Origin of the sequence: Bradyrhizobium commune (genome assembly GCF_015624505.1) — a bacterium.
GTDB lineage: Bacteria > Pseudomonadota > Alphaproteobacteria > Rhizobiales > Xanthobacteraceae > Bradyrhizobium > Bradyrhizobium commune.
Genome location: NZ_CP061379.1, coordinates 4,314,451 through 4,336,874 on the forward strand (window position 1 = coordinate 4,314,451; position 22,424 = coordinate 4,336,874).

General features: G+C 63.9%; 32 protein-coding genes and 1 pseudogene. 12 read left to right on the plus strand and 21 right to left on the minus strand.

Annotated elements, in window-relative coordinates; all coding sequences use genetic code 11:
• Positions 1 to 56 precede the first annotated feature (56 nt).
• A pseudogene (locus IC761_RS20360) lies at positions 57 to 351 on the plus strand (Isoquinoline 1-oxidoreductase subunit); the annotation flags it as partial.
• A 100-nt stretch (positions 352 to 451) separates the two neighbouring features.
• Here the strand turns inward: IC761_RS20360 and IC761_RS20365 are convergent.
• The 8 genes from IC761_RS20365 to IC761_RS20400 form a co-directional block, all read right to left on the minus strand.
• A complete protein-coding gene (locus IC761_RS20365) occupies positions 452 to 910 on the minus strand; it encodes a hypothetical protein (protein WP_195798426.1) in 459 nt (152 codons plus the stop codon).
• A 122-nt stretch (positions 911 to 1,032) separates the two neighbouring features.
• Complete coding sequence (locus IC761_RS20370; RefSeq protein WP_195798427.1) at positions 1,033 to 1,224, minus strand: hypothetical protein; 192 nt, start codon at positions 1,222 to 1,224, stop codon at positions 1,033 to 1,035.
• A complete protein-coding gene (locus IC761_RS20375) occupies positions 1,221 to 1,601 on the minus strand; it encodes a ClpX C4-type zinc finger protein (protein ID WP_210338479.1) in 381 nt (126 codons plus the stop codon). The genes IC761_RS20370 and IC761_RS20375 overlap by 4 nt, the downstream gene beginning before the upstream one ends.
• Positions 1,602 to 2,195: 594 nt before the next feature.
• The gene (locus tag IC761_RS20380) at positions 2,196 to 2,345 is read right to left on the minus strand and encodes a hypothetical protein (RefSeq protein ID WP_084292415.1); all 150 of its coding nucleotides are present in this window, start codon (positions 2,343 to 2,345) and stop codon (positions 2,196 to 2,198) included.
• A gap of 119 nt (positions 2,346 to 2,464) precedes the next feature.
• Positions 2,465 to 3,286 (minus strand): tetratricopeptide repeat protein, encoded by an 822-nt coding sequence (locus tag IC761_RS20385; protein WP_195798428.1) that lies wholly within the window; start codon positions 3,284 to 3,286, stop codon positions 2,465 to 2,467.
• Positions 3,287 to 3,318: 32 nt separating this feature from the next.
• The gene (locus tag IC761_RS20390) at positions 3,319 to 4,005 is read right to left on the minus strand and encodes a substrate-binding domain-containing protein (RefSeq protein ID WP_195798429.1); all 687 of its coding nucleotides are present in this window, start codon (positions 4,003 to 4,005) and stop codon (positions 3,319 to 3,321) included.
• Between the two features lie 17 nt (positions 4,006 to 4,022).
• A complete protein-coding gene (locus tag IC761_RS20395; RefSeq protein WP_195798430.1) occupies positions 4,023 to 4,724 on the minus strand; it encodes a GrlR family regulatory protein in 702 nt (233 codons plus the stop codon).
• A 196-nt stretch (positions 4,725 to 4,920) separates the two neighbouring features.
• Entirely contained in the window at positions 4,921 to 5,955 is a 1,035-nt protein-coding gene (locus IC761_RS20400) for a glutamine synthetase beta-grasp domain-containing protein (RefSeq protein WP_195798431.1), read from the minus strand.
• 550 nt (positions 5,956 to 6,505) lie between these two features.
• Between IC761_RS20400 and IC761_RS20405 the strand changes: the two genes are divergently transcribed.
• Entirely contained in the window at positions 6,506 to 6,709 is a 204-nt protein-coding gene (locus IC761_RS20405) for a DUF2735 domain-containing protein (RefSeq protein ID WP_195798432.1), read from the plus strand.
• Between the two features lie 96 nt (positions 6,710 to 6,805).
• Here IC761_RS20405 and IC761_RS20410 read toward each other — a convergent pair whose 3' ends face one another.
• Complete coding sequence (locus tag IC761_RS20410) at positions 6,806 to 7,147, minus strand: MliC family protein (RefSeq protein ID WP_195798433.1); 342 nt, start codon at positions 7,145 to 7,147, stop codon at positions 6,806 to 6,808.
• Positions 7,148 to 7,195: 48 nt separating this feature from the next.
• On the opposite strand from IC761_RS20410, the gene IC761_RS20415 reads away from it, so the two are divergent.
• Positions 7,196 to 7,939 (plus strand): tyrosine-protein phosphatase, encoded by a 744-nt coding sequence (locus IC761_RS20415; RefSeq protein ID WP_195798434.1) that lies wholly within the window; start codon positions 7,196 to 7,198, stop codon positions 7,937 to 7,939.
• Positions 7,940 to 7,962: 23 nt separating this feature from the next.
• On the plus strand, positions 7,963 to 8,643 hold the full coding sequence (locus tag IC761_RS20420) for an SDR family oxidoreductase (protein WP_195798435.1): 681 nt from the start codon (positions 7,963 to 7,965) through the stop codon (positions 8,641 to 8,643).
• Here IC761_RS20420 and IC761_RS20425 read toward each other — a convergent pair whose 3' ends face one another.
• A complete protein-coding gene (locus IC761_RS20425) occupies positions 8,644 to 8,991 on the minus strand; it encodes a GrlR family regulatory protein (protein ID WP_195798436.1) in 348 nt (115 codons plus the stop codon). It lies immediately after the preceding gene.
• A gap of 125 nt (positions 8,992 to 9,116) precedes the next feature.
• Between IC761_RS20425 and IC761_RS20430 the strand changes: the two genes are divergently transcribed.
• The 3 genes from IC761_RS20430 (at position 9,117) to IC761_RS20440 (ending at position 10,533) form a co-directional block, all read left to right on the plus strand.
• The gene (locus tag IC761_RS20430) at positions 9,117 to 9,803 is read left to right on the plus strand and encodes a DUF2161 domain-containing phosphodiesterase (protein ID WP_195798437.1); all 687 of its coding nucleotides are present in this window, start codon (positions 9,117 to 9,119) and stop codon (positions 9,801 to 9,803) included.
• Between the two features lie 39 nt (positions 9,804 to 9,842).
• Positions 9,843 to 10,142: a putative quinol monooxygenase gene (locus tag IC761_RS20435; protein WP_195798438.1), complete on the plus strand. Its 300-nt coding sequence runs from the start codon at positions 9,843 to 9,845 to the stop codon at positions 10,140 to 10,142.
• An 85-nt stretch (positions 10,143 to 10,227) separates the two neighbouring features.
• Complete coding sequence (locus IC761_RS20440) at positions 10,228 to 10,533, plus strand: hypothetical protein (RefSeq protein ID WP_015686575.1); 306 nt, start codon at positions 10,228 to 10,230, stop codon at positions 10,531 to 10,533.
• A 73-nt stretch (positions 10,534 to 10,606) separates the two neighbouring features.
• Here the strand turns inward: IC761_RS20440 and IC761_RS20445 are convergent, their stop codons facing one another.
• The 7 genes from IC761_RS20445 to IC761_RS20475 form a co-directional block, all read right to left on the minus strand.
• Positions 10,607 to 11,218 carry a GNAT family N-acetyltransferase gene (locus IC761_RS20445; protein WP_195798439.1) on the minus strand — a complete coding sequence of 204 codons (612 nt, stop codon included), beginning with the start codon at positions 11,216 to 11,218 and terminating at the stop codon, positions 10,607 to 10,609.
• 152 nt (positions 11,219 to 11,370) lie between these two features.
• Positions 11,371 to 11,769 carry a PaaI family thioesterase gene (locus IC761_RS20450; RefSeq protein ID WP_195798440.1) on the minus strand — a complete coding sequence of 133 codons (399 nt, stop codon included), beginning with the start codon at positions 11,767 to 11,769 and terminating at the stop codon, positions 11,371 to 11,373.
• Between the two features lie 88 nt (positions 11,770 to 11,857).
• Positions 11,858 to 13,060, minus strand: coding sequence for a kynureninase (gene kynU / locus IC761_RS20455; protein ID WP_195798441.1), 1,203 nt, complete (start codon positions 13,058 to 13,060; stop codon positions 11,858 to 11,860).
• An 8-nt stretch (positions 13,061 to 13,068) separates the two neighbouring features.
• Positions 13,069 to 13,908, minus strand: a complete 840-nt coding sequence (gene kynA, locus IC761_RS20460; RefSeq protein ID WP_195798442.1) for a tryptophan 2,3-dioxygenase — start codon at positions 13,906 to 13,908, stop codon at positions 13,069 to 13,071.
• 32 nt (positions 13,909 to 13,940) lie between these two features.
• The gene (locus IC761_RS20465) at positions 13,941 to 14,750 is read right to left on the minus strand and encodes a hormone-sensitive lipase (protein WP_195798443.1); all 810 of its coding nucleotides are present in this window, start codon (positions 14,748 to 14,750) and stop codon (positions 13,941 to 13,943) included.
• Positions 14,751 to 15,056: 306 nt separating this feature from the next.
• Positions 15,057 to 16,334, minus strand: coding sequence for an ArgE/DapE family deacylase (locus IC761_RS20470; RefSeq protein WP_195798444.1), 1,278 nt, complete (start codon positions 16,332 to 16,334; stop codon positions 15,057 to 15,059).
• A 53-nt stretch (positions 16,335 to 16,387) separates the two neighbouring features.
• The gene (locus IC761_RS20475; protein WP_195798445.1) at positions 16,388 to 17,113 is read right to left on the minus strand and encodes a pyridoxamine 5'-phosphate oxidase family protein; all 726 of its coding nucleotides are present in this window, start codon (positions 17,111 to 17,113) and stop codon (positions 16,388 to 16,390) included.
• A 77-nt stretch (positions 17,114 to 17,190) separates the two neighbouring features.
• Here IC761_RS20475 and pdxR point away from each other — a divergent pair, with 77 nt between their 5' ends.
• Entirely contained in the window at positions 17,191 to 18,660 is a 1,470-nt protein-coding gene (gene pdxR, locus IC761_RS20480; protein WP_195798446.1) for a MocR-like pyridoxine biosynthesis transcription factor PdxR, read from the plus strand.
• A gap of 67 nt (positions 18,661 to 18,727) precedes the next feature.
• Positions 18,728 to 18,973 carry a DUF6719 family protein gene (locus tag IC761_RS20485; RefSeq protein WP_195804723.1) on the plus strand — a complete coding sequence of 82 codons (246 nt, stop codon included), beginning with the start codon at positions 18,728 to 18,730 and terminating at the stop codon, positions 18,971 to 18,973.
• A 4-nt stretch (positions 18,974 to 18,977) separates the two neighbouring features.
• On the opposite strand, the gene IC761_RS20490 is transcribed toward IC761_RS20485, so the two are convergent.
• Together IC761_RS20490 and IC761_RS20495 are read right to left on the minus strand one after the other, a co-directional pair.
• Complete coding sequence (locus IC761_RS20490) at positions 18,978 to 19,343, minus strand: hypothetical protein (RefSeq protein ID WP_195798447.1); 366 nt, start codon at positions 19,341 to 19,343, stop codon at positions 18,978 to 18,980.
• Positions 19,344 to 19,377: 34 nt separating this feature from the next.
• Positions 19,378 to 19,776 (minus strand): hypothetical protein, encoded by a 399-nt coding sequence (locus IC761_RS20495; RefSeq protein WP_195804891.1) that lies wholly within the window; start codon positions 19,774 to 19,776, stop codon positions 19,378 to 19,380.
• A gap of 250 nt (positions 19,777 to 20,026) precedes the next feature.
• Between IC761_RS20495 and IC761_RS20500 the strand changes: the two genes are divergently transcribed.
• A complete protein-coding gene (locus IC761_RS20500) occupies positions 20,027 to 20,167 on the plus strand; it encodes a hypothetical protein (RefSeq protein ID WP_246791287.1) in 141 nt (46 codons plus the stop codon).
• Positions 20,168 to 20,763: 596 nt separating this feature from the next.
• Here IC761_RS20500 and IC761_RS20505 read toward each other — a convergent pair.
• The gene (locus tag IC761_RS20505; protein WP_195798449.1) at positions 20,764 to 21,024 is read right to left on the minus strand and encodes a hypothetical protein; all 261 of its coding nucleotides are present in this window, start codon (positions 21,022 to 21,024) and stop codon (positions 20,764 to 20,766) included.
• Positions 21,025 to 21,188: 164 nt separating this feature from the next.
• Here IC761_RS20505 and IC761_RS20510 point away from each other — a divergent pair, with 164 nt between their 5' ends.
• A complete protein-coding gene (locus tag IC761_RS20510; RefSeq protein WP_195798450.1) occupies positions 21,189 to 21,386 on the plus strand; it encodes a hypothetical protein in 198 nt (65 codons plus the stop codon).
• Position 21,387: 1 nt separating this feature from the next.
• Positions 21,388 to 21,603 (plus strand): hypothetical protein, encoded by a 216-nt coding sequence (locus tag IC761_RS20515; RefSeq protein ID WP_195798451.1) that lies wholly within the window; start codon positions 21,388 to 21,390, stop codon positions 21,601 to 21,603.
• Positions 21,604 to 21,804: 201 nt separating this feature from the next.
• Here the strand turns inward: IC761_RS20515 and IC761_RS20520 are convergent, their stop codons facing one another.
• A complete protein-coding gene (locus IC761_RS20520) occupies positions 21,805 to 22,353 on the minus strand; it encodes a CreA family protein (protein WP_195798452.1) in 549 nt (182 codons plus the stop codon).
• Positions 22,354 to 22,424 lie beyond the last annotated feature (71 nt).

A 22,424-nucleotide genomic window follows, 5' to 3' on the forward strand; every position in this document is an offset into this window, starting at 1 on the left:
CTTTGGATCTTGGCTGGCGCGGCCGGCAGAGTGCACCGTCGCCGTCATCCCCGAACGCCAATTTCGAGCCCGGCCGCGTGCCCGGTCATCCCGCGTGGCACCTCGCCCCGCGCGAGATGGCGTGGGAAGGCAAGACGATCGGCGAGATCTGCGAGCAGATCAGGGATCCCGCCCGCAATGGCGGGCGCAAGGTGGAAGCGCTGATCGACCATATCGGCAAGGACACCCTCCTCGGCTGGGCCTGGAAGCCCCCGGCTTCGGCCGCTCGCCCGCGCCAGGCACGCAGGAGCGCAGGCCGGCGCGCTGGTCGAGGCCTGGGTGAAGACGGGAGCAGCGTGCCCGGCGCCGTGATAGGGCGAGGGGGCGAGCACGCGCAAACGTCGGTTTCCAATGTTGAAGCCGAACCCGCATGGCGCGGGTTTCATCGACGGTCTATGACCGAATGCGGAAGTCAGTGACGACGGTGTCCTGACAAGTATCGTGGTCTTTGAGCTTCCTCATCGAGGTCGGTCATTGCTATGAACGGCCACGCAGCGAAGTCCCCCGCTTGCTCAAATTCCTGGCGACGAACCTTCTTACGGCGCTCCCACCAGCCAAGGGTCAACAAGTCAAGGGGCCAATTGATGATTTGAATGAAAGAATAGTCGGGCCATAGATATTCCTTGTCGCTCTGCAGAAACACGATCCACTTTACGACAATCCGCCTGCCATCGCTATTTATCGCATGTCTGCCTCTTGCATAGTGGTGCTTGGTGTCGTCGTAGAGTCTCCATACCATCTGTTGGACCGCAACAGCGCCGCGATCCCGCCAATCAACTTTGATGCCGTCCAAATCGTCATTGCTGATACGTCCGGCCACATAGCGCCGAAGCGCCAGCGCCAACCGATCACGAGACTGTTCACAAATCATTTTTCTGGCCTCGCCTGGAGTTTAGGCGGCATCTTAGCACGAATAGTCAGGACTTGGGCTTTAACGGACCTCGCGGTGCCCCCGGTTGTTGATTGACCCAACCAGACGTCGTGCATCTTGGCTTATCGATCGGAATATGGGTTGAGCTTCGGAACGCCCTGTTTCCAGTTCACCCATTCTTCAGCGTCAAGACGTGACACAAATTCGGCGATAGGAATGTCCGCAAGATCGGCGCGGCGTTGGGTCACGCGCCAACCTCCGTCAGCCAGACGTTCGATGATGAAAGACTCGACGGGCAATCCAACGTTGGTCATTCGTCACCATCCCTCGGCTTCAGCGGGAGCGTCCCAAGAAACTGGCGATGTTGGTCAAGCCAGGCGGGATTTTGAGTGCCAATGATACCGACACATAACTGGACGCACTCATTGCAGATGAAGGGGCCAGCGCTGGCAATCAGTTGAAGTACGTCGGCCTGGGTCTTTCCGCAAAACGAGCAAGATGGTTCCGCGCCAGATGTCGATGCGATGTCCTCCTCGATCCGGACACCCTTGGCGCTTAGTGCCTCCATCAAGCGCTCGACATCTTCGGCCGCCACGTCTTGCGGTATCAGCCCGTTGAGCTGATCGAACGTGATGTATCCTTGTTTCTCTGCAACAAGTACTGCCTTTCGGATCACTTCCGACCAATCCATATCCCCGTCCTGAGTTTTTCAAAGTCCAATCTCAATCGCTTATTCCGCTAGCGAAAGGCGTTCACTGACCCAGCTTTTGATGCAAATCGGTTGGCCGTTGGGGACAGGGGTGCAATCCCAATCCGGACCGAAGCCGTTACTCGGCTTTGAGTTTGGAGACCAATAGAAACCGAAAGCCAGAAGGCAAAGCACAACGGCGATGAATAAAATGCCCATGACATCACCGCGTGTCGGGTACGGCCGAGGCCATCTCATGGCAGCATCTTTACCAGAGTTTCGGCCACGGCAGACGGATCGACATGCAGACGATCGGCGAAAATCGTTCGGCTTGAAAGCGGACGCGGCGAATTCATGAGCACACGTCCCAGGCTAGCCTCATCAGCTTGAGCGAAGCCGCGAGTCGCGCACCACGACCTCGGGATCGCTCGCGGAACCGCCCATCGCCATGATGACATTATGCCCCTGTTTTGCCCGACGGAGCAAGCAGATTTCGCCGAATCAGAATTCGGGCGCCCATCTCAACAACTTGGCTACTGTGCATGGGGTTGTTTTCGAAATTTTTGTTACGCCGCTCCGGATGGCCCTGAGCTCGCGTCAGTGACGCTTGAAATACTGCACGTCGCGCTCGTGCTTCTCGGCCGCCGCGCGGCTCTTGAAGGTGCCGAGGTTGCGGCGCTTGCCGGTCTTGGGATTCACCTTGCGCGAATAGAGCCGGTATTCGCCGGACGCGAGCTTGCGGATCATGGTTGCGCCTCCTGCTTGCCGTGATGTCAACGGCGCCTCCCTGCGCAAGTTCCTGTTCGAACCCGCAAGTCCGGCGGGCGACCCGCTCGATTTACCTCTCCCCGCTGGGAAGAGGAAAATCAGAAGCACAGCGTGGTGACGAGCTTGCCCTGCTTGTCCTTGATCGCATAGGGACAGCGCAGCCGCTCCAGCGCCTTCTTGGCGTCCTCGTCGCCGAGGGCTGCGGCACGCTCGTAATAGGCCTTGGCGGCGTCCTTGTCCTTTGGACCGCCGCGGCCCTCCTGGGCGAAGGCGCCCATCCGCTCCAGCGCGCCGGGATGGTTTTGCGCGGCCGCCTTCTCGAACAGCGCGCGGGCCGCGACGTCGTCCTTCTCGCCGCCATTGCCGTTCGCAAGCATCAGGCCGAGCTGGTACTGCGCCTCCGCATTGGTCTCCGCCGCCTTGCCGAGCAGCGTGCGCGCCTGCGCAGGATCAGCCGGCGCGCCACCGCCGGCGCTGCCGAGTGCGGCGAGGTTGGAGACGCCGCGCGGATTGCCGGCCTGCGCCGCCTTCTCGAACAGCTTTCGCGCCTGCGCCTCGTCCTTGGCGACGCCCGAACCCGTGCCGTAGATCACGCCGAGCTCGACCATCGCAGCGCTGGAACCCTTGTCGGCCGCCTTGCGCCAGGCAGCGATCGCGTCGGCCGTCTGCCGGTTCGCGGCATAGGCGCGTCCAAGCGCGAACATCGCGCGACGCGAGGCTGGCGCGGCCTGCTTGCAGAACTTGATGGCGGTCGCAACGTCCGAGGCTGCGATCTCCGCCACGCCCTTCACGTCGGCCGGCTTGTCGGGGTCGCTGGGATCGGCAGCGACGCGGTCGCACAGCACGAGATCGGCCGATTGCGCATGCGCCGCCAGCGGCGCTGCGAGCAGGAAGAGGATGGCTAGGAGATAGGGTCGCATAGGCGTCACGTTGCGTCGGCGTCCCGGCAAATTCAAGGCTCGAGTCCCGATTGGCGCAGCGCGGGCACGACCTCCGGCGATGCCAGATAGCGCAGCAGCCGATCCGCCGCATCCGCGTGTTTCGCGTTCGCCATGCGGCCGGCCGAAAACACCGCCGGCGTTTGCAGCTCGAGCGGGATCGGGCCGATCACCTCGATGCCGTCGACCTGCTTCAGCTCGCTGATCTGTTGCACGGCGAGGTCCGCCTCGCCGCTGACGAGCCGCTCCGCGGTAAAGCCCTGCTGCACGATCGTCGCCTTGGCGTTGATCTCCGCCGCAATCCCCATCCGCTCGATCAGCTGCGCAAAATAGATTCCGCTCGCGCCGAGCCTTGAATAGGCGACGGATCGCGCCGCCAGCACCGTCTTGCGCAACGCGGCTTCGCTTTCGATGTCGGGATGCGCGTGTCCCGCTTTGACCGCCAGGCCGACATAGGAGCGCGCCAGGTCGGCCGCGCTGTCTCTGACCACGCGGCCCTCGCCGACCATCTCGTCGAGCCCTTCCCGCGTGAGGATGACGAGGTCGGCCGCCTCGCCCTCGCGCAAGCGCTTCAGCAGCGCCACGGTCGGTGCGAAGTCGGCATCGACATGGATGCCGGCTGCCCTTTCATAGGTCGACGAGAGACTGCGCATCGCGCCCATCAGGCCGAGCGTCGAGAGCATGCGAACGACATTGTCCATATGGATTCCCTTGGGCGTCAGGCGGCGTGCATCAGCTTGAGCGCCGCGGTCAAGCGCAGGCTGCGCTTACCGGCCAGCGCAGTCGCTTCCAGCACCGCGCCCTCGCCGTCATAGCTGCCGGAGAAGCCGATGCCGACCTCGTGGCCGCCGAAGACCGGATCGTCCTTGGCCGGCGTGTGCTCCTGGTTGAGGATCTGGCCCTTCCAGCGGCCGTTCGCCGCGGTGTAGCTGCCGAGATAATAGAACGCCGCATCGCCGCCGAGGATGCGCCCCCGGTTGAGCAGCATCACGCCGGTGAGGCCGCCATCGACGCCATCCAGCATCCGCAGGTGGACGGAGTAGAGGCCATCGGCGATGCCGCCCTCGCCGACACCACCGGCGATCGGCACCTCGTCCTCGGTGATCGGCGTCATCAGCGACTGGAAGGGCACGCCGGGCAGCTCCTTCAGCTCACCCTTGAAGCGATAGAGATCGCCGTCCGCCCAGCCCCTCGCGATCAGCGTCGCATCGTCGGTGCCAGCCATGGCGCGATAGTTCGGGTCGGGGTTGTGGCGAACGGTCTTGATCACGACGCTGACCCCATCGTCGCTCTTCTCGTAGGTGCCGATATGGGCAAAGGCCGAATTGCCGCCGAGCATCTTGCCGTTGCCGGCATGCATCACGCTCCGGCCGACCGCATCGCCGAGCTGAAACCGCACCTTGTAGAAGCCCTCAAACACCAGCCGTCCCCGGCCCTGCGCGCATCCAGGCGCAGTCTATCCCGGTTTGGCCGGCGATGGACAGGCTTCAGGCCGGCATGGCCGGCAGACCCACAACAACGAATGTCATCCAAATGCAAAAATCCGCCGGAGCCTATCTGCTCCGGCGGATTGAAAGCCAACCCGGGCCAGCCCCCCAGCCCGGGCCGGGAGGATCTTAGGCGACGGCCTTCTTCTCGGCCGGCACAGACGCGATCGTCTTCAGGATCTGAGAAGCGATCTGGTATGGGTCGCCCTGCGAGTTCGGACGGCGGTCTTCCAGATAGCCCTTGTAGCCGTTGTTGACGAAGGAGTGCGGAACGCGGATCGAAGCACCGCGGTCGGCCACGCCGTAGCTGAACTTGTTCCAGGGCGCAGTCTCGTGCTTGCCGGTCAGACGCTTGTCGTTGTCCGGGCCGTAGACGGCGATGTGGTCCATCAGGTTCTTGTCGAAGGCCGCCATCAGCGCCTCGAAATATTCCTTGCCGCCGACCGTGCGCATATACTCGGTCGAGAAGTTGGCGTGCATGCCGGAGCCGTTCCAGTCGGTGTCGCCGAGCGGCTTGCAGTGGAACTCGATATCGACGCCGTACTTCTCGGTCAGGCGCAGCATGAGGTAGCGGGCCATCCACATTTCGTCAGCGGCTTTCTTGGAGCCCTTGCCGAAGATCTGGAATTCCCACTGGCCCTTCGCGACTTCCGCGTTGATGCCTTCGTGGTTGATGCCGGCCGCGAGGCAGAGGTCGAGATGCTCTTCGACCATCTTGCGGGCGATGTCGCCGACGTTGGAATAGCCGACGCCGGTGTAATACGGGCCCTGCGGCGCCGGATAACCGGAAGCCGGGAAGCCGAGCGGACGGCCGTCCTTGTAGAAGAAGTATTCCTGCTCGAAGCCGAACCACGCGCCCTCGTCGTCGAGGATGGTGGCGCGCTTGTTGGTCGAGTGCGGGGTCTTGCCATCGGGCATCATGACTTCGCACATCACCAGCACGCCATTGGTGCGGGCGCCGTCCGGGAACACCGCGACCGGCTTCAGCACGCAATCGGAGCTGTGGCCTTCGGCCTGCTGGGTGGAGGAGCCATCGAAGCCCCAGAGCGGAAGCTGCTCGAGCGTCGGGAACGACGCGAATTCCTTGATCTGAGTTTTGCCGCGCAAATTCGGAGTCGGCGTATATCCGTCGAGCCAGATGTACTCGAGCTTGTACTTGGTCATTGAGCCTCTCTGTAGATGATGCGAAAGGTGGGAACTGGCTGGTCCCCGCACGTTTGTACCCGGCCACCATCGGCCGACTGTTTCCAAGCATTTAACGTGCCAAAAGGCCGCAGAGCGGGGCGCTTATCCACCACCGCCCGCCCCCTGTGGACAGGGGCCGCGGCCCTGCCATCCGTCCACAACCGCGTGCGTCATAGCAGCGCACCTTTCCGTGAAGCTGCACCGCAAAAATCCTGCGGAAAACGCTCGATTCCGGTGCAGAGGGCGGCCCGCCCGAGGCTGCCGACTAAACGCGCATCAACGTCAAGCAATATTCGCCAAGTCTGCGGCCGGTCGCTCGCAACCTTCGCAATGGCCCAAGCGTTAGTCACCCGACCGCTGCTTCTGAGGATGCAGAATGAAGACTGCCTATGAATTAGGCCAGAACTGATCTCCTTTTCAGCACTTTGCATTTGGGAGTGCGGGGCCGATATGGGGAGTCCAGTAACCACAAGCGAACGAGTCGGGCGCACCATGGAGGCTAAGCGCTTCGGCGAAAGGAGATACCGCAATGATGAACAATGGTTTGAGTGAGGGATCGGCAACGATCTATCAATTCCCTGTCGGGGGCCGCGCGGCTCTCGGAGGACGACGCTACGGTGAGACCCGCGTTTCCGCCGACCGTCTCTCGTTTCCCGTCAACGAGACGATCTGCAGCGGCAGCTGGTATCATCAAGAAGCCGTCGACGAAGCCAAGCCGAAATGGGATCGCTGATGCCTGGGTTTGGGTCGGATACGCCACGCTCTTCCGAGCGGCGGGCGGAAGTTTGAAAAAGGGTCGAAACAACGAGGTTTCGACCCTTTTTGATTCTCATTGCAGCCTCGGCGCAAGTTCGGGCCTTTCCATCACCGCACAGGCCGTGACCGGCCGCTTGAGATGCCTGACGGTGGTTGCCCCGGTCTTATCGATCCTCAGCGTGATCCCCGCTCCTGAATAGCGTGCGCCCGACAGCGTCAGCCGCTTGGCGAGCGTGACAGGCTCTCCGTCGATCTGGAGAAAGGCGCGGTTGTCCTCGTCATAAAACCCCACGATGAACTGCGTACCATCGACACAGCGATAGGTCCGAAACGTCTGCGCCTCGGCCTGCCGCGCGCCAGAAATTCCGCCCGCCAGCATGGCGATAGCCAAAACAATGGCCTTGTGCCGGTTCATGATCCCCCCCTGTAATGGCCCGCCGGCAACATAACAAAAGCTGATCACATGTCAGAGACCCCTGCCCGTCATCTCAGCCTCCAAGGCGCCAGCAATTTTCGCGACCTCGGCGGCTATCCGACAGCCGACGGGCGCACCACGCGCTGGCGGCACATCTTCCGCTCCAACCATCTCGGCCAGCTCACCGCTGCCGACGTCGAGATCGTCCGCGCGCTCGGCGTCAGGAGCGCATTCGACTTTCGTGGCGTCGAGGAGCGCACGGCCGGGGTCTGCGTCATGAACGAGATCACCGTGCATTCACTACCGATCGAGCCGACGGTCGTCGCTTCACTGCGCGCCGAGCTCGCCAGGGGGACGCTGACAGGGACAATTGCGCTGGAGATCATGCGCGAGTCCTATCGCAACTACGTCCGCCACAACACGCACAGCTTTCGCGCTCTGTTCGGCCATCTCCTCGATGACCGCGCCCCGCTCGTCATCCACTGCACCGCAGGCAAGGACCGCACCGGCTTTGCCAGTGCGCTGATTCTCCATGCGCTTGGAGTGACTGATGACGTCATTGCGGAGGACTATCTCCTGACCAATCGTCACTACAAACGCGACGTCTCGAGTGCCGCCGATCTGCCCCCGGACGTCCTCGACGCAATCGGCTCTGTCGAGGCCTCTTATCTCGATGCCGCTTTCGATGCCGTCGGCCGCGAATATGGCGACATCGACACCTATCTGCGCGACGGGCTCAAGCTCGGCCCGGCCGAGCGGACGGCGCTGAAGGCGCGCTATCTGCAAGCGTAGGCCGCCGCGCCGGGAGAGCCCTGATGCAAGGCAAAGTTCTGATTGTCACCGGCGCGCTCGGCGCACTTGGTAAGGTGGTGGCGGAGACAGCGCTGGCGCGCGGCGCGCGGGTCGCGGGCATCGATCACGCCCCCTCGCAGATGCCTGCGACGCTCGAGCGCATCGAGATTGGCAGCGTCGACCTGTCTGACGCGGCGCAGGCGAAGACGGCGATCGAAACCGTGGCCAGGCACTTCGGCAGGCTCGACGCGCTGGTCAACATCGCCGGCGGCTTTGCCTTCGAGACTGTCGGCGACGGCGACCTCACGACGTGGCAGCGCATGTATGCACTGAACGTCTTGACCGCGCTCAACACGGCGCGCGCGGCGCTGCCGCATCTCGCCGCCTCAAAGGCCGGCCGCATCGTCAATGTCGGCGCCATGGGCGCGCTTCAGGCCGGCGGCGGCATGGGTCCTTACGCGGCCTCCAAGGCCGGCGTGCACCGCCTCACCGAGGCGCTGGCCAGCGAATGGAAGGGCAAGGTCACCGTGAATGCGGTACTGCCGTCGATCATCGACACCAAGGCCAACCGCAACGACATGCCGAACGCGGATGTCTCCAAATGGGTGACGCCGCAGGAGCTCGCCGAGGTGATCCTGTTCCTCGCAAGCGATGCCGCAAGCGGCGTCACCGGCGCGCTGATCCCGGTCAGCGGGCGGGTGTGATCAATCCGGCACCAAGAGCCGCAGATTGCCCTTGAAGCGAATGCTCTGCTTGCCGGCGAGCGCGATGCCTTCGCCATAGGCGGTCTCATCGGTGTAAGTGCCGCTGAAGCCGATGGTCACGACCTTGCGGCCCCACACCGGGCGCTCGTCGAACGAGGGTGAATGCTCCTCATTGGTCAGCTCGCCCTTCCATTTACCGTCGGCGGAGGTGTAGGTGCCGTAGGCGAAGAAGAAAGAATCGCCGCCGCGCATGGTGCCGTCGCGCAGCACCATGACGCCCTGATTGCCGCCCTGGACGCCATCCAGCATCTGGATCCGGATGTGATAAAGCCCGTTCCTGATCGTCATATCGCGAACCGCCCGCCTGTCACCATCGGCAGGATAATCGCACCATCTGTTCCCGATCAAATGACGCGGAGCCCAAATCCGATCCGGGCTAAACTGCCACAACTGATTCTCCGACCGGACGTCCTGTGGAAACCGCGCTTTATCTTCCCGTCAAACGCTTTCTCGAACAGCTCGGCTTCACCGTGAAAGGGGAGATCGGGGGCTGCGATCTTGTGGGCTTGAGCGCAGGCGATCCGCCGGTCGTGGTGATCGGCGAGCTCAAGCTCGCCTTCAATCTCGAGCTGATTTTGCAAGCGGTCGACCGCGCACCGGCAGGTGACGAGATCTGGATCGCGGCGAAAATGTCGGCGCGCGGCAAGGGACGCGAGAGCGATGCGCGCTATCGCAATCTCTGCCGCCGGCTCGGCTTCGGCATGCTTGGCGTCACCGAGCGCGGCCAGGTCGAGGTGCTGGTGAAGCCGCCGACGGCCGCTCCCCGCCGCGAGCCGAAGACGCGCTCGCGGCTTGTCGCCGAACATCAGCGCCGTCAGGGCGATCCCGTGCTTGGCGGCAGCACGCGCGCGCCGATCATGACCGCCTATCGCCAGCAGGCGCTGGCCTGTGCCTCGGCGCTCGCCGCAGGGCCGCGCGCCGTCCGCGAGCTGCGCGAGCGCTGTCCCGATGCCGGCAAGATTCTGCTGCACAATGTCTATGGCTGGTTCGAACGCGCCGAGCGCGGAATCTATGGCCTCACCGCGGCCGGACACGCCGCGTTGAAACGTTGGCCACAGGCGCCGATCGGCGACGCAGCGCACGAGGCGTCCCTGCCCTAGCGGCCGTCACATCGGGGGACTCGGATCGGGAGGATTGGCATGATCGTGGTAACTGGCAGCGTGACGGCCCGACCGGAGACGTTCGAGGAGGTGCGCCGGCTCAGCCTCGAGCACGTCGATCGATCGCGACAGGAGCCCGGGTGCATCTCGCATGCGGTGCATGTCGACTGCGAGAACCCGCTGAGGCTGGTGTTTGTCGAGCAATGGGCCGACCGCGCCGCGCTCGCGGTGCATTTTGCGGTACCTGCGTCCGGCGCCTTCGTGCGCGCCTTGCGCTCATTGGCGGAGGGGCCGACGACCCTCGATCTCTATGACGCCAGCAAGATCGAGAAGCTGTGAGTGCATAGCTGAGATGCCACACCAAATTCATATTGCAATGCAACATGGGCGGCACTAGGTATCCCGGCATCGAAACGAGGCCCTTATGAGCGCAGACTGGAATACCAAGTACGGCACGCGGCGCGTCCGCCACGATCCGCCCACCCTGGACGAGGCGATTTTCGCCGCCGTCGGCATCACCGACGATCAGGAGCAACAGGCCGAGATCGCCGCGGCTCTGATGGGGATGCCGCTCGATGTCGTTCAGGCCGAGGTCAAGAAGCAGGCCCGCACCAATAGCCGTATCACCGCAACCCGCGTGATCGCCGGCGAACAGGGCGCACAGCGCTCGGTGGTCGTGGAACGTCGCGTCGTCCGCCGCTTCGGCAACGACAAGCGCACCGGCACCTGAGCGCTATTCACGCCCTTCATACAAAAGCGGACCGGTGTGACCGGTCCGCTTTTTGATTCATGCCGCTTTCAGTTCAGGCGGCGCGATTGCCGTACATGCTGGAGATCAGCTTCCAGCACGTCGAGTTGAACGTCAGCAAGGCGCGGCCGGCCTTGAACGGCGCCGCCGCGAGATCGGCCAATTCGGCCTCGGGCGACTTGGTGAGATCGATCGTGCCGGTCGACTCGCCATGGCGGAATTGCAGGTTTGCGCCGAACTTTCGCGCGAGCGCGCGCATGGCGTGGTTCTCGGCGCCGGTGGTGATGCGCAGGCGCTTAAAACCCTTCCAACGCGCCTCCGCGATCAGGCGGCTGAACAGGATGGTGCCGACATTCTGGCGGCGCGCCGATGCTTCGACGCTGAAGGCGACCTCAGGCAGCGAATCACCCTCCGACGGATGCAGCTCGGCCGCACCGCGGACCACACCGTCGACGATGTAGGCGACGATCACGGTTCCGTCCTCGGCGCAGCGGGCGGCGTAACGCTCGATAAAGCTGTCGTCGAGAAAACCGTTGAAACGGTCGTGCCGGCTCTCGGCATCGAGTCTGAGCAGGTGATCGCGCAAAAGCGGCAATTCTTCCTGCTGGCTCAAGGTCCGCACATAGCCCGGAACGGACGTCGGGCGGATGGTGTCTTCAAGTACCACGTCAAAACTCCTCTTGGTGTCCCTCGAGGAGGCGTTCGAATCCCTAGGCCTCCAATATTGTGCGTCGCAACAAATTTTTCAAGACGGGAACCTGCTCAAGTTAGAGGCATCGCAAGCGACTAATTCGTTAACAAAATCAAAGTCCCGTAGTCTTACAGGACCAGCTGCGTCTGGGTCACCACGGCGACCAGCTTGCCGTCCTCGGTTTCGAGCCGGGTGGTCCAGACCTGGGTCCGGCGGCCGCGGTGGACTGGGGTGGCGGTGGCGATCACCGTGGTTCCCTCCTTCGCGCCGCCGATGAAGTTCGTCTTGCTCTCCAGCGTGGTCGTACCCTTCGCATCCTCTGGCAGGTTGATCACGGTCGCGGCCGCGCCGACGGAATCGGCGAACGCCATCACCGCGCCGCCGTGAATGGTGTGGTAGAGCGTGCAGAGGTCGGGCCTGACCGTCATCCGCGCCACCACACGATCCTTCTCGGCCTCGACGAACTCGATGCCCTTGAGCTCGGCAAACGGCATCTTCATCGCTTTAACTTTCTCGAGCGGCGTCATCGGATCTCCTCCCAATTGGTTCTGATCTCAGCGTGAATTGCTTCAGGCCGCAACGCAATGACGTCTGAGATAATGACGCCTGCGCCGCTTACGTCACGGCATTCACGACCTGATACTCCGGCCGTCGCCACACTTCGCCCGTGATCACCTTCCCGATGATCTCGGCAGCCTTCATCACCTCGCTCTCGCCGATATAGAGCGGCGTGATCCCGAACCTCATGATGTCAGGTGCCCGGAAATCGCCGATGACACCACGGGCGATCAGGGCCTGCATGGCGGCGTAGCCGCCATCGAAGGCGAAGGAGATTTGCGAGCCGCGGCGCTCATGCGCACGCGGCGTGACCAGCTTCAAGGAAGGGCAACGGCGTTCGACTTCGCTGATGAGGAGATCGCCAAGCACCAGCGAACGCGCGCGCACGTCTGCGATATCAACGCGATCCCAGATATCGAGCGAGGCTTCCAGCGCCGCCATCGCCAGCACCGGAGGCGTGCCCACGCGCATGCGTTCGACGCCGCCGGCAGCGGCATAGCCAAGCTCGAACGCAAACGGCTTTGCGTGACCCATCCACCCCGACAGCGCGGCGCGCGCGGTGCCGGCGTGGCGTGGCGCAACGTAGAGGAAGGCCGGCGCGCCGGGGCCGGCGTTGATGTATTTGTAAGTACACCCAGCGGCGAAATCAGCACCACAACCGGTGAGATCGACCGGCAGCGCGCCAGCGGAATGGGCGAGATCCCAGACCGTGACAATGCCAAGCGCATGCGCCTTTGCCGTGAGCCTTGCCATGTCGTGACGGCGGCCGGTGCGGTAATCGACCTCGGTGATGTAAAGGACGGCGATATCCTCGGACAGCGCGGCCTCGATCTCCTCCGGCGACACCAGGCGCAATTGATGGCCGCGCCCGAGCGTCGCGATCAGCCCTTCGGCCATGTAAAGGTCGGTCGGGAAATTACCGGTGTCGGACAGGATCACCTTGCGCGACGCATTCATGTCGAGCGCGGCGGCGAGCGCCTGATAGACCTTCAGCGACAGCGTGTCCCCGACCATCACCGAGCCGGCTTCCGCGCCGATCAGGCGCGCGATGCGATCGCCGACATGGCGCGGCTGGGCATACCAGCCCGCGGTGTTCCAGGCGCGGATCAGCTCGTTGCCCCACTCGGACGTGATGACCCGACCGACGCGCTCGGCGACGCCGAGCGGCAGCGCGCCGAGCGAGTTGCCGTCGAGATAGATCACGCCGTCGGGCAGATGGAACAGCGCCTTGGTGTCGCCGTAGACGCTCAGCTTCGTCATGGTGATCTCTAAAGAATGGTACGCACGCGCCAGAGTTCAGGGAACAGCTCGACCTCCAGCATCCGCTTGAGATAGCTGACGCCGCCGGTGCCACCGGTGCCGCGCTTGAAGCCGATCACGCGCTCGACCGTCGTGACATGGTTGAAACGCCAGCGCCGGAAATAGTCCTCGAAATCGACCAGCTTCTCGGCGAGCTCGTAGAGCATCCAGTGCGTCTCCGGCGCCTCGTAGACCTGTCGCCAGGCCTGAAGCACGCCCTCGCTGAAGCTGTGGGTCTCGCGGACGTCACGCGCCAGCACCGCCGCCGGCATCTTGAGCCCGTTGCGGTCGGCGAGCCGCAGCACTTCGTCGTAGAGGCTTGGCGTCGCAAGCTCGGCCTCCAGCAGCTTGGTCGTCTCGGCATCGTGCGCGTGCGGCTTCAGCATGGCGTGGTTGCGATTGCCGAGCAGATATTCGATCAGCCGGTACTGGCGCGACTGGAAGCCCGAGGATTGGCCGAGCTGGGAGCGGAAGCGGGTATATTCGCTCGGCGTCATCGTGCGGAGCACGTCCCAGGCGCCGTTGAGCTGCTCGAAGATGCGCGACATCCGCGCCAGCATCTTCATGGCGGGCTGCACCTCATCCTTTGCAATCGCGCGGCGCGCGGCAGCAAGCTCGTGGAGCGCAAGCCGCATCCACAGCTCCGTGGTCTGATGCTGGATGATGAACAGCATCTCGTCATGGGCTTCCGAAAGCGGATGCTGCGCGCCGAGGATCTTGTCCAGCGCCAGATAATCGCCATAGGACATGCGCCGGGCGAAATCGGTTTCGGCGCCTTCGCTTGCAGGATCGTAATCGCTGGACGTCATGGCAGGCCCTTTCGATCGTCCCTTTCGCGCATTCAGTCGAGACCGATCAGTCGCGCGGTGATCTGCGACGACGGATCGTTCAGCGCGTCGATCACGGTGAAATGGTTCAGCCCGGGATCGACGACGAGGCGCGTCGGCACGTCAAAACCGGTCCAGACATTCGCCATCAGATCGGACTGGCGGATAAACTCGGGCCGCTCGTTGCCGCCGACCCAGGCGGTCACCGGCGCATGCCCGCGCGGAAGGTGCAGCGCCGCGCTTTCGAGCGTCGCCTCCTCCATGGTCATGCGCAGCGTCTCGTTCATCCTCGTCTTGAGCAGCGGGCGCAGATCGTGCAGGCCGCTGATCGAGAGCGTGGCGGCGATGCGGTTGAAGACTGAAGGCTCGAGCCGGCCGTCGTCGCACAGCATGCGCGTGACCAGATGGCCGCCGGCCGAATGCCCGGCGAGCCGGATCGGGCCGGCGACGAGCGCGGCCGCCTTGGCGATGGCGGCGGTGATCTCTGCGGTGATGTCGGAGATGCGCGCGGCCGGCGTCAGCGTGTAGCTCGGCAAAGCCACCGTCCAGCCGTGATGGCGCGCGCCTTCGGCGAGATCGGTCCAGGTCGATTTGTCGAAGCGCATCCAGTAGCCGCCGTGAACGAACACGACGAGGCCCTTGCTGTCGCCATCGGGCAGGATCAGGTCGAGGCGCTGGCGCTCGCCCGAGCCATAGGCGATGTCGGCGCGAAAATCCTTCAGTCCGGCACGGTAAGCCGTCGCCCGCTCCGCCCATAGCGCCGGCAGCTTGTCCGAGCCCGGGATATGGGCCGAGTTGGCATAAGCATCGTCCCAATCGCGCATCGTTGCTCCCGAGGACTCGGCCGCGAACCGAGCGCCAGTCTGCCACCGGCGGGGCCGGCATCCTAGTCTTTATTTTAAGCTTAAAGTATCTAGCAAAGCTATTGTTTCGGGCAGCAGTCGCCGCAATCCCGGCTATCCGTGTCGACGCGAATTGGTGGGCACGGCGCGAGGGCGCCTTTGCCCACCCGACAGACCATCCTCTCGTCATTGCGAGCGCAGGAAGCAATCCAGTCTACTTCCGCGGCGACGTCTGGATTGCTTCGTCGCAAGAGCTCCTCGCAATGACGGCGGGGAGAGCGAGAGCGCCTACGCCTTCTCCACCCCGCACCATTCGGCGATGAACAGCGCCATCGCCTTGGTCGTCTTCTTCAACGACTCCAGCTCAACATATTCGTTGAAGCCGTGCATCTCGCCGCCGCTGGCCCCGAAGCAGAGGCTCGGGATGCCGTGATTGAGGCCGTAGAAACGGGTGTCGGTGAGCGCGGTGAAGACGAGATCCTCGACCGCGCCGCCATAGACCTTGTTGAAGGCCTTGCCGAAAGCTGCTTCCGGCGCGGCCGAGTCAGTCAGTTCATAGCCTTCCGACAGGAAGCCGGACCATTCGACCTCCGGCGGGTTGTTGGCAAGGAAGCGGTGGTTGCGCGAGGCAGCAGCAACGCAGGCCAAAATCTCCTTCTGGTGATCGGCCACCGACCAGCCCGGCAACACGGCAATGCGGCAATCGACATCGCACCAGGCCGGCACGCTCGAGGCCCAGTCACCGCCCTTGATGATGCCGGGATTGAGGTTGATGGGATGGTTGATCGTCCCAAAGTGACGATCGGCCTTGGCGCGCTCGTTCCACTCGAGCTCGAGCTTTTGCAGCGCCTGGATCAGGTGATAGGCCGCCATGATTGCGTTCGCGCCCGATCCGGCATGCGCGACGTGGACGGGATGGCCCTTCACGCGCAGGCGAAACCAGATCACGCCGACCTGCGAGCGCACCATCTTGCCGGCGGTCGGCTCCGGGATGAAGCAGGCATCCGCACGATAGCCGCGCTGAAGCGTTGAGAGCGCGCCGACGCCGGTGCTCTCCTCCTCGATTACGGACTGGAAGTGAATCCGCGCCGTCGGCTTGAGGCCCGCGGCCTTGATCGCATCGAGCGCATAGAGCGCGCCGATCGTGCCCGACTTCATGTCGCAGGCGCCGCGGCCGAACATCTTGCCGTCCTTGATGACGGGCGAGAACGGCGGCGTGTCCCACAATTCCAGCGGCCCTGCCGGCACCACGTCGCAGTGGCCCTGGAGGATCAGCGACTTGCCCGCCTCGGTCATCGGACGATAGGTCCCGACCACGCTGCGCGCCTTGGAGAAATCATGCTCGATCGGACCGAAGCCGCGCAGATCCCTGAGATCGTCGACCTTGATGTGCCAATCGTCGACCTCATAGCCGCGCTGGCGCAGCAGGTCGCCGATCATGTCCTGGCATGGTCCCTCCGCTCCGCGGGTCGAGGGGATCGCGACGAAATCGCTTGTGGTCGCAAGCTGGGCTTCGAAGCCGGCATCGACGGCGTCAAGAATCCTCTGCTGCGTGTCGGCATTCATCAGGCAAACTCCGGGCATCCAATTGGTCAAGGGTGCGCGCAAGCTAGCCGATTTCAGCCGTTCGGGTACTCCACAAAATAAGCATCCCGCAATGCATCTTCGAGCAGTCGGCCTTCGGAATAGCCATGCAGCGTCGCGGGACGGGTCACGCCGTCGAGCAGCCGCGGGCACGGCTCCGGCGCGCCGAGCACGGTGCGCACCGGGATGCGCTCGGCATAGATCGGCAATGCGTAGTCCTCATCATCGTCGGCGACACCCTTGGCGCGGATTTTCGCGGAGGCCTCCTCGATCTCCATGGCGATGAACGAGGTTGCCTTGATCTCCTGCGTGTTGCTCGCCCGCAGGCTCGCGGTGCGGTCCGGGAAGAAGCGGTCGACCATCGCGATCACCGCGCGCTCTTTCTCCTCGGGGTCGGTGACGAGATAGGCGGTGCCGAACGCCATCACCGCGCGGTAGTCGGCCGAGTGGTTGAAGCCGCAACGCGCCAGCACGAGACTGTCGAGATGGGCGACCGTCAGGCACACCCGTTCGCCTCTGGTCTGGTTGCGCAGCATGCGGCTCGCGCTCGAACCATGCCAATAGAGCTTGGTCCCCTCGCGCCAGAAGAAGGTCGGCGTGCAGTAGGGCTGGCCGTCGATGACATAGGAGACGTGGCACAGCATCGAGGAATCCAGGATGCGGTGAACCGTGTCGTGATCGTAGAAGCCGCGGTCGTGACGGCGCTTGACCTGGTTGCGTGCCGAGGTCGGATAGGAATTTTCGGTCTCAGTCGGGCTCACGGCCGCTCCTCATCGGAACTGGAACAAATTCCACAGCAGTTGTAGCGGCGGATTTGGTCTGCGATAGTGCCAATTCCATGCAAAAAATTCCGACCAATTCTCTCTCGCCGGCCAAGGCGGAGCTGCCACTCGACCTTACGGGCCCGCACATCACGGCCGGCGCCTCGGCGGCGCACCGGCTGTACCAGGCGCTCTGCGAGATGATCGTCTCCGGCCTGGTCAAGCCCGGCGAGCCGTTGCCGCCGTCGCGGACGCTGGCGAAACAGACCGGATTTCGACGCAACGCCGTCGTCACCGCCTATGAGCGGCTGATCGCAGACGGTTTTGCGGATGCCACCGTCGGCTCCGGTACGTTCGTCGCGGCCCGTATCCCCGAACGCGCGGCCGCGCCGAAGAGGCCGAAGGCCGTGGTCGAGGCGCCCAGGCAAGGCGCGCTCTCGCTCGGCTGCACCCATATCGACGAGCGCGCGGTGCAGCGCTTTCGTGCTTTCGTCGGTCGCCGCATGCGCGCCTTCGGCGCCGAGCACCTGCATTACGGCGACCCCCGCGGCAGCCGCGAGCTGCGCGTCGCGATCGCCGATCATCTGTTGTCCGCGCGCGGGCTGCGCTGCGACGCCGACCAGATCATGCTGACATCAGGCACGTTGCATACGCTGCGCATCGTGCTCGGCACGATCCTGAAGGCCAACGATCAGGTCTGGTGCGAAGACCCCGGCTATCCCATTGCGCGCCGGACCATCGCGCAGTGCGGTTATCGCACCGTGCCGATTCCCGTCGACGCGAACGGCTTGCAAATCGCCAAGGGCCGGACGGCCGCGCCGGCCGCGCGCGCGGCCTATGTGACGCCGTCGCATCAGTTTCCGCTGGGCGTGCAGATGTCGATGCCGCGGCGGCTCGAGCTGCTGGACTGGGCCAAGCAGGCCGGCGCCTTCGTGTTCGAGGACGATTACGACAGCGAGTTCCGTTACGTCGGCGCGCCGTTGATGTCGCTTGCGGGCATCGATCATCTCCAGCGCGTGATCTACATGGGCACCTTCGCCAAGACGCTGTTTCCGGGCCTGCGCATCGGCTATTGCGCCCTGCCCGAGCGGCTGATCGCCGACGTGACGGCCGCGCGCGCCGCGCTCGACCGCTTTCCCGGGACGCTGATGGAAGGCGCGGTCGCCGACATGCTCAATTCCGGTGCCTTCGCCGCCAACCTGAAGCGTGTGCGCAAGCTTTATCGCGAGGCCCGCGATGCGCTGGCCGAAACGCTCGAAGCCAAGTCCGACGGCGCGCTCTCCGTGCCCGTGCCGTCGCAGGGCCTGCACCTGGTGGCGCGGTTCGACCCGTCGGTCGCCCCTTTGGTCGCAGCAGACGCGAAACAGGCGGCCGGCGCGGAAGGCTGGCTGCTGGCCGACACTTATGCGCGGGCGCGTCCTCTGCCCGGCTTTGTGCTGGGATTTTCCGGGCACGCGGTTCCGCAACTTGTCGCGTCAGCCGAACGGCTCGCGCGAGAGGCACGCACCGCTTTGCGCGCGAAGGCCAAATCACCTCGGCGGGTGTGACGAAGGTTCACTATGAGAATCGCACGCCGCTCCCTACATTGCGGCGTCGATGCCGGAACCGCTCATCATGTCACTTCGCCATGCAGCCTGCCTTTCGCTCCTGCTTGCTGCCGCATTCGCAACGTCAACACACGCAGCCACGGTCGGCCGCGAGCAGGACATCGTGGATCTCAAGCTTGGTCAGCGCGTGATGGTGGATGACGGAACCTGCCCGGCCGGACAGGTCAAGGAAGTGCGCGGCGCAAAGATGAGCGACAAGGGGATCGTGCGGATCAGCTCTTGCGTGGCACGGTACGGTCCGAAATCGAAGTAACGGCTTACGACTTCGCCGGATCGAACATGCACTGCAAGGTCGGCTTGGCGATCTTGGTGAAGGTCGGGCCGATCTCGCCCTGCTTGGCGGCCGGCACCCAATCGGTCTCGATCGTGGGGACGCCGGTCTCGCTGATGCCGCGTAACAGCGCCTCGCGCAGGTCGCGGTCCTCGACGACGGCTGCGGCATGATCGTGCAGACAGCCGCAGACCTCTTCCGGATGTTCCCAACGGCCTTGCATGCGCGGAGCGCATTGGCGCACGAACTCGCTGCGCGGATCCGGCAGCCGGCTCGGCGCACGCACCTGCGCCTGAGCGGCGCCGATCGTCAGGAGGGAGATGAACGCTGCGGCACAGATACGAAGAAGCATGATGGCCTTTGCCGGCTGATTTTCTTGTTCGCGATCAGAAGCGTGCCGCCACAACGATTGGCTGCGGCGCCGTGGTGGTGACCGGCGAGCCGCTGTACTGGAAGGTGCCGACACCGGGAAGATTGCCGTCGGGCGCGCCTGCAATAGACGATCCGGCGAGCACAAAACCGAAAGCAAGGATGAAGCTGAGCGCGCGCATGGACTTGTCTCCGGATTGCGTGGCCGGCGGTTCGCCGTGGTCGTTGTGACGCTGATAACCATGCGCCGTTTCTCCCGTGATGCGCCAAAAGCTGAAAATGGTTTCATCCCAGGTGAGATTTGTTTCGTCGCACCCACGGCGACGACACATTGAGCGGAAAACCTCAATCATTTCAGATAGGGGCGTGGCCGCGCGAACCGGCCCGGGAGCAACCGCCAGGGCCAGTGGCCGCACCGCGCGCCGCTCGTGGTCATGACCGCGACGTCAGCGCTTCACATGCATTTTACGTTTCTCTGCTGAGAGTGCGCGAAACGAAGGCCGGTCCGCCGATGAACCTGGGGCGCGTCGGCCGCGACCGAGCCTTCGAAAAACCGACAGGCCCGCCGATCGGGCTGACACGTGAGGGATGGCCATCATGATAGCGCGAGATCGCGCAACGGCGCGCGACGCTATTCAGGGGACGGATCGCGCGGATCAAGACTCCATGCGCAACCACGCCGGTTCGCCCGGCCCAATGGCGCTGCAATCAAGTCGCGGCTATGAGGCCGCACCGCAGGCGTTCGTGCGGCTGACCGGCTCGCACCTCGCGAAACCGCGCGTCAGCCGCGCTGCCGTCACTGATTGAAGAAGTCCGCGCACTTCTGGACGTTCGCGTCGGCCGGCCCCCACGGCATGACCGGTTTGGCCTCGTTGCGGCGGTTAGTCGCAAACCAGGACGCGCCCGCGGCGCCTGTAGACATAGTAACAGTTGCTATCGGCGTCATATCCATAGCGCGAGCTACCATAGCCATAGGCCGCAGCGGCATAGGCCCCGGCAACATAGGCCGCACGATAACCGTAACGCGACCCGCCATAGCGGTAGCCGCGGCCTCCGAAGCGGCCGTAGCTGACAGATGCAACGCGCGCCGGGTTCGCAACCGCCGTGCCGCCACGGACGCCCCCAACAGCCCGAAGATCGCCGCGTGGACCGCCTAGGCGAGGCGCTGGACCACCAAGTCCGGCTCGGGGTCCGCCGCCGGGGCCCGGAGCTGGGGCACCTGCGAATGCGGGAGGGCTCCCTGCTGCGACGGGACCCAGCCACTGACGATGGTTGAGATCGCGCCAAAGGCCGAGCCTCCGAATGCGGCCAAAGCGGGAACATACATGGTGCTCATACGATCGTCTTTTCTTGTGAGCACGGGGATCGGAAGCGCTCAGTTGAGTATTGCGACTGCTCACGCACTACTTGGCGCGAACCGCTGCCGCGGACGTGCCCTGGTCGAACACCAATCGGCACGCCTCACTCAGATCCAATTTTCTGTGCCTCAGGCAACTCTCGACCCGCGCGGGATCGGGAATATCGCTTGCACACAGCCGGAACGCGTCGGACGTGCATGCCGCCCTTTGCTCGGGCGTGCCGCGGTCTTCCTGTGCAAGGGCAGCGGCGCTGTTGCCCAGCGACGCCACCAACAAGGCTGCTAACGCGATCTTGAACTTGAACATATCGGATCCTCTCTCCGGTTAAGGCATCTGTTTCGTGCGCGGGAAGCGCGATCTTTATTCCCCGAGCAACCCCCGGCACGCGCTTGTGAGTTCGCACTCTTGACACGACCCGTCGCGTCCGGTTTATGTGAAATATACGGTGTAGTATATTTAGGAGCTGGAAGATGTCAACCCTTCTGCTGGCGCTCGCACGAGAAAACCCCTGGCCGGGCCTTGCGATCGCCTCCCTCAATCTGGTGGTGGCCTTGTTTCTCGTGGGCGTGGGCCTGTTGTTGGGGATCACGATTTCACTGGTTGCGTGGCTGCATGCGCTCGTCGAGCGCGAGCCGGTGCCGGCGCATCACCGAGCCATTCGGTCCTGACATGCTGGACATGGTCGAAGTGTTCGATGTTCTCCAGGCAGATCAAAGCGGAAAGGCGGTATGGACCGGGCTTACGGGCACGCGAACGGCCCTTCTACGCGACGGATACGTGGTCGACCCGACCGCAATGGCCTATTGCCCGAGGGAATGGGTGGACGAGCGCGGCTATCTCGACGCCGATCTCGCGCGCAAGCATCCGCGTCCCTGGAGCATCTGACAATGCCGCGGGGTCATGTTGTTGTCGGGAGCCGGACGCCGTGAGCAGGAGATCCGTTCTGTCGGTGCAAGCGAGCGGCAGGGTTGAGGCGGAACGAACGAAACAACGCATAGGCCGGTTCTTTAGCCGCGCCTGCAGGACTTGCCTGATGTCGAATAAACGCTTGTTTGCCTTGACCGTCTGCGCGAAACCGCGCTGCCGTCACTGATTGAAGAAGTCCGCGCACTTCTGGACGTTCGCGTCGGCCGGCCCCCACGGCATGATCGGCACCGTCGAGGTCGAGTTCTTCGGCGAACCCTCGATCAGCTTGTCCGAGTAGACCATGTAGACCAGCACGTTGCGCTTGGCGTCGCAGCCGCGCACGATCTGCATCTTCTTGAAGAACAGCGACCGGCGCTTGCGGAACATGTCGTCGCCCTGATCGAGCTTGTCCTTGAACTTGATCGGGCCGATCTGGCGGCAGGCCAGCGAGACGTCCGAGACCTCCTCGGCCAGACCCAGCCAGCCCTTGAAGCCACCCTTCTCCGGCACCGTGAAATGACAGGCCACGCCCTCGACCTCGGGGTCGTCCAGGCCATAGGTCGCGAGCTTGTCATTGGGGCTCACCCATTTGAACACGGTGGAGCGGCGGAAAATCAGATCCGGCTCGTCGGCGGCCTGAGCCGACGGCACCGGCACGACCAGGGCCAAGAGCAATAAAGCGAGACTTTTCAAACGGATGTTGGAAAGAGCGGGGAAACGAGATGACATGAAGTTCTCCGGTCACAAGTCCCTGCAATGTAGGCATGCGCCCGCCGGTCAGGAAGGCGACGGCCACCCCT